The following is a 4587-nucleotide window of genomic DNA, read 5'->3' as shown; positions in this document are numbered from 1 at the left end:
CCTCCTCAGCGATGGCTGGAACGGCTCACGATCCTTCCCTGCCGACGCAACCGCGCCGAAGCCCGCCCCCGTGCAGCGGACCGGCAGACTGCCCGGCCCCGTGGAGCGGACGGGCCGACGACCGCCCGGACCACCGGGCCGCCCCCGGCCGGCGCCCCACGACCGGTGGTCGGGAGGTCGGTCGGCGCGGGGGCGCGGGAGGGACGCCCGTCAGGCGATGACGCGCACGCGCTCGGCCTGGGGGCCCTTCTGGCCCTGGGCGATCTCGAACTCGACCCGCTGGCCGTCGTCCAACGCCTTGTAGCCGTCCATCTCGATCGCCGAGAAGTGGACGAAGACGTCCTGCCCACCGTCGACGGCGATGAAGCCGTAGCCCTTTTCGGAGTTGAACCACTTCACGGTGCCCTCTGCCACGGTGCACTTCCTCACTCTGCGCGGCGTTCCACGACCCCGGAGGCCGGGCGGGCCGGCACCGGAGGACCACCGGCTCGGCGATCGACGAGGGCCGCTGAAACGGTGACCGAAATCGCACGCTACACGAAGCGTGACGACACCGCACGACCACAAATCGGACATACGCCGATCGAACGCCATCGGCCGTCATCGTTGTGATAGGCATTCGGCATGACGAGCACGCCCGACGGTCCGAGGCCGACGCGGCGGGCGCAGATCCGGCGGGTCCGCCCCCCGGACGCGGCTCGGATGCGGGCGCTGCGGCTGGAGATGCTCGCCGACGCCCCGCTGGCCTTCCTGGAGACCCTCGCCGACGCGGCGGCCCGGTCGCACGCCGACTACGCGGCCAGGATCGCGGCCGTCTCCGTCGGGGCGGGCACCGCCCAGTTCGTCGCGGACCCGGGCGGCCGGCTCGTCGGGCACGCCGGCGGCACGGTGGCCCCCGGGGAGCCGGGGCTGACCGTGGTGTACGCCGTCTACGTCACCCCGCCCTGGCGGGGCACGGGCCTCCTCGGCGACCTCGTCGACGCGGTCGCGGCCTGGTCCCGCGCCTGCGGGCGCCCCGAACTGATGCTGGAGGTCGTGGTCGGCAACGACCGGGCCTACCGCGCGTACCGGCGGCTGGGCTTCGTCGACACCGGCGTACGCGTCCCGCACCCCACGGTCCCGGCGCTCACCGAGCTCCAGATGCGCCGCCCGGCCTGACCCGCGCCGGTGACCCGTTCCGCCAGAACCGGATCGGCTGCCCGGAGCGGCCGGTGCGGGGCCGACCCGGGCAGCCGGGCACCTCAGGCGTGCCGGCGGGACTGCACGATGCGGAACCGGTTGGCCACGTAGGCGCCGTCGGTGAGCGCCGAGTTGGCCGCCGCGTTGGCGCCGCTGCCGTGGAAGTCGGAGAAGGCCGCCGACTGGTTCACGAAGACCCCGCCGGTCAGGTTGCAGGACAGGTGCACCCCGACCTCGATCGCCGCGGTCTCGGCCGCGTCGAGGACCGCCTCGTCGGTGGAGTAGACCGCCGCGGTGAGAGCGCCCTTCTCGCCGACCGTGGCGCGCAGGATCTCCAGGCTGTGCGCGGTGGAGTCCGTGGCGATGGCGAACGAGATCGGCCCGAACCACTCCTTCGAGTAGGTCGCGGTGTCGTCGGCCGCCAGCCTGACCACCGTCGGGGTGCGGACCACCGCGCCGGGGAAGGCCGGGTGCTCGACCGTACGCGACTCCAGCACCGCCTCGCCGACCTTGGTGACCTCGTCGAGGCGCTCCAGCACCCCGTCGTTGACGATCGCGCCGGTCATCTCCACCCCGCGCGCCGGGTCGGCGGTGATCTTGGCGACCGCCGCGGCGATCCCGCCCGCCACCTCGTCGAAGCTCTTGTGCCCCTGGTCGGTCTCGATGCCGTTGCCGGGGATCAGGATGTTCTGCGACGTGGTGCACATCTGGCCGCTGTAGAGACTCAGGGTGAAGCCGAGGTTGCGGCACATCCCGGCGAAGTCGTCGGTGGAGTCGATCACCACCGTGTTCAGCCCGGCCTTCTCGGTGTAGACCGCCGCCTGCCGCGCGTTGGCCTCCAGCCAGTCGCCGTACTCGGTGGAACCGGTGAAGTCGATGATCTTCACGGCCGGGTGCAGGGCCAGCGTGGAGGCGAGCTTCTCCCCGGGAGCCTCGGGGGCGAGCAGCACCAGGTTCGGGTCGAAGCCGGCCTCGGCGAGCACCTCCCGGGCGTACTTCACCGTGATCGCCAGCGGCAGCACCGCGCGCGGGTGCGGCTTGACGACGACCGGGTTGCCGGTGACCAGCGAGGCGAACAGCCCCGGGTACGAGTTCCAGGTCGGGAAGGTGTTGCAGCCGATCACCAGCGCCACGCCACGCGGCACCACGTGGAAGGTCTTGGTCATCCGCAGCGGGTCGCCCTTGCCGGCCGCCTTCTCCCAGCCCGCCGTCCCCGGGTGCCGGGTCATCTCCGCGTACGCGTAGGCGACCGCCTCCAGCGCGCGGTCCAGCGCGTGCGCGCCGCCCGCCTGGAAGGCCATCACGAAGGCCTGGCCGCTGGTGAACTGCACCGCGTTGGCCAGCTCGAAGATGTGCTTGTGCAGCCGGTCGAGGATCTCCAGGCAGACCCCCACCCGGGCCTGCGGGCCGGCGTCGCGCCAGCCGGGCAGGGCCGCGGTGGCGGCGGCGACCAGTTCGTCGGCGCCGGCGTGCGGGTAACGGACGTTCAGCTCGACGCCGAACGGGCTGCTCTCGGTGGCGACCCGGTCGGCCGTGCCCGGCTGGTCGAGGGGGAAGTCACCGCCGAGGTACGCCTCGAAGGCGGCCTTGCCGTCGGCGGCGGCGGTCTCGCCGTAGACCCGGGGGCTGGGCGACTCGGGGTAGGCGGACCAGTACCCGCGCTCCGTGATCGCGGTCAGCGCCCGGTTGAGGGTGTCGGCGTGCCTGTCGTACAGGGGGTGCGGGGTCTCCGTCATGCCCGCCATCATGCAACAGGAACCCCTCAGATCAGTAGGGCCGTGTCACAACTCGGATCGTGAGCTGCCAGTCCGTCCAGCCGCCGAGGCAGCGACGGCGTCGCCGCACGCCCGCACCCCCCTCGGGCGAACCGGGGTCCGGGGAATTCGGGTCCACATCGGATGCCCCGGGTCGGTTACAGTGACAACCTTCTATTTATATTCGAGGAGGTTCTGTGGAGCAACGAGAGTCTGCCTTCCGTCGCCGGCCGGCCTGGTCGACGCTGATGGTGTCCGGGATGCTCGCCGCGTCGGCCCTGTTCGCAACCCCTGCCGCGGCTGACGTGGGAATCGCCGGAAGCGCCTGCAACGCGGTCGACGGCGGGGAACTCGTCTACGATGACTTCACCAAGTACAACGACTCGCTCAATCACGCGGTCAACCAGTGGAACGCGCTCAATCCCATCGACGTCAGAGCGGACGACGCCTGGAGTTACTCCGACGTCGACGTCAGCGACAGCAATGACGGCGGGAACGGCACGGTCGCCTACTACTCCTGCGTAGCCGGCGCGGACGACATCGTCATGAACACCCACTATCTCGACAGTTACAGCACCTCACGTGATCACGCCGCGATGACCCACGAATTCGGGCACGCCATCGGTCTCGACCACGGTCCTGAAGTTGCGGTCATGGACCCCTACTCGACCGACTACAACCCGAACATGAACAACAATTTGCAATCGTGGGACATCAGCACCTATCACAGCAAATGGGGGTACTGAAGATGAACCACCGGCTGAAGGCCCCGTTCGTCGGGCTGGTCGCCCTTGTCCTGGCCGTCGGCGGCTGGTTCACCTACCAACAGCTTCGCCCGGCTCAGACCCACCCGGTTTCGGTGAGCTTCGCGTTCGACACCACCAACCGCGCCAAGGTCGCCGGCTACGCCGATGCGGTCGTGGTCGGGACCGTCACTGGCGTCGCGGAGGTACGCCAGGGTGAGCGCGGCGCCCCCCACACCATCTTCAAGGTCGCTGTTTCCGACAAGCTCAAGGGCGACGTCGAGGACACCATTCTCGTCGACCAACTCGGCGGAACCCGCGGGAAGGACACCTGGACGGTCGAGGGCGTCCAGCAACTCGCCGTCGGCTCCGCGTACGTCCTGCCCCTCACCAGCCGGAACGGGTCCGACGAACACGTCCTGGTGCTGACCCCGACCCTGGCACCGGTCACCGGCGCGAGCGTGCACGTCTGGACCCAGGCGGTGGCGAACCAGGACACCACGGTGTCCTAGCTCGGGCAGACACCGCAGGGGCGCCCGGCCCCGATCCGATCGGCAGCCAGCCCGGGCCGGACCAACCTCCCCCGACCCCACCGCGACCCGGTGGTCGCGGTCAGGTCGGCGGTGGGGATCGACGCGCTCGTTCAGCCCGCTTGACGTGGGTGTGCCGCACGACGACGATCGGGCCAGCGGATCAACCGCTGGCCCGATCGGAAGTTGGTCGGGAGGGACGCTCGCACAACGCCTCCGGCGTTGGGTCGCAAGAACTGAAAGTCTCCGGCGAAACGCCCTCCCGCACGGAGCATCTTGCGCCGTCCGGTTCCTGCCGTCAAGTCCTTGTCGGCGCGTTTTCCGCACTCACAGCGAAATCCCAGTTACCCGCCGAATCCCCCACTCTCCTGCCCGCGACCC

The 4587-nt window shown here is 70.5% G+C and carries 5 protein-coding genes; 3 read left to right on the top strand and 2 right to left on the bottom strand.

The window, feature by feature from the left end:
* Positions 1-210: 210 nt before the first annotated feature.
* Positions 211-414, bottom strand: coding sequence for a cold-shock protein (locus F6X68_RS30870; RefSeq protein WP_121400069.1), 204 nt, complete (start codon positions 412-414; stop codon positions 211-213).
* 210 nt (positions 415-624) lie between these two features.
* On the opposite strand from F6X68_RS30870, the gene F6X68_RS30865 reads away from it, so the two are divergent.
* The gene (locus tag F6X68_RS30865) at positions 625-1158 is read left to right on the top strand and encodes a GNAT family N-acetyltransferase (RefSeq protein ID WP_151457552.1); all 534 of its coding nucleotides are present in this window, start codon (positions 625-627) and stop codon (positions 1156-1158) included.
* Positions 1159-1241: 83 nt separating this feature from the next.
* On the opposite strand, the gene paaN is transcribed toward F6X68_RS30865, so the two are convergent.
* A complete protein-coding gene (gene paaN, locus F6X68_RS30860) occupies positions 1242-2915 on the bottom strand; it encodes a phenylacetic acid degradation protein PaaN (protein WP_192581612.1) in 1674 nt (557 codons plus the stop codon).
* Positions 2916-3130: 215 nt separating this feature from the next.
* Between paaN and F6X68_RS30855 the strand changes: the two genes are divergently transcribed.
* Positions 3131-3679: a M57 family metalloprotease gene (locus tag F6X68_RS30855; RefSeq protein WP_225852532.1), complete on the top strand. Its 549-nt coding sequence runs from the start codon at positions 3131-3133 to the stop codon at positions 3677-3679.
* Between the two features lie 2 nt (positions 3680-3681).
* Positions 3682-4188, top strand: coding sequence for a hypothetical protein (locus tag F6X68_RS30850; protein WP_151457550.1), 507 nt, complete (start codon positions 3682-3684; stop codon positions 4186-4188).
* The last annotated feature ends 399 nt before the right edge of the window (positions 4189-4587 follow it).

The sequence above is a fragment of the Micromonospora sp. AMSO12t genome (assembly GCF_008806585.1).
In the GTDB taxonomy this organism is placed as follows: domain Bacteria; phylum Actinomycetota; class Actinomycetes; order Mycobacteriales; family Micromonosporaceae; genus Micromonospora; species Micromonospora reichwaldensis.
This window is presented reverse-complemented; position numbering and strand designations above follow the sequence as displayed.

What these genes read in the sequence shown, in the direction of transcription:
- F6X68_RS30865 (WP_151457552.1), top strand. Translation starts at nt 625, where the DNA reads ATGACGAGCACGCCCGACGGTCCGAGGCCGACGCGGCGGGCGCAGATC.
- paaN (WP_192581612.1), bottom strand. Translation starts at nt 2,915, where the DNA reads ATGACGGAGACCCCGCACCCCCTGTACGACAGGCACGCCGACACCCTC.
- F6X68_RS30850 (WP_151457550.1), top strand. Translation starts at nt 3,682, where the DNA reads ATGAACCACCGGCTGAAGGCCCCGTTCGTCGGGCTGGTCGCCCTTGTC.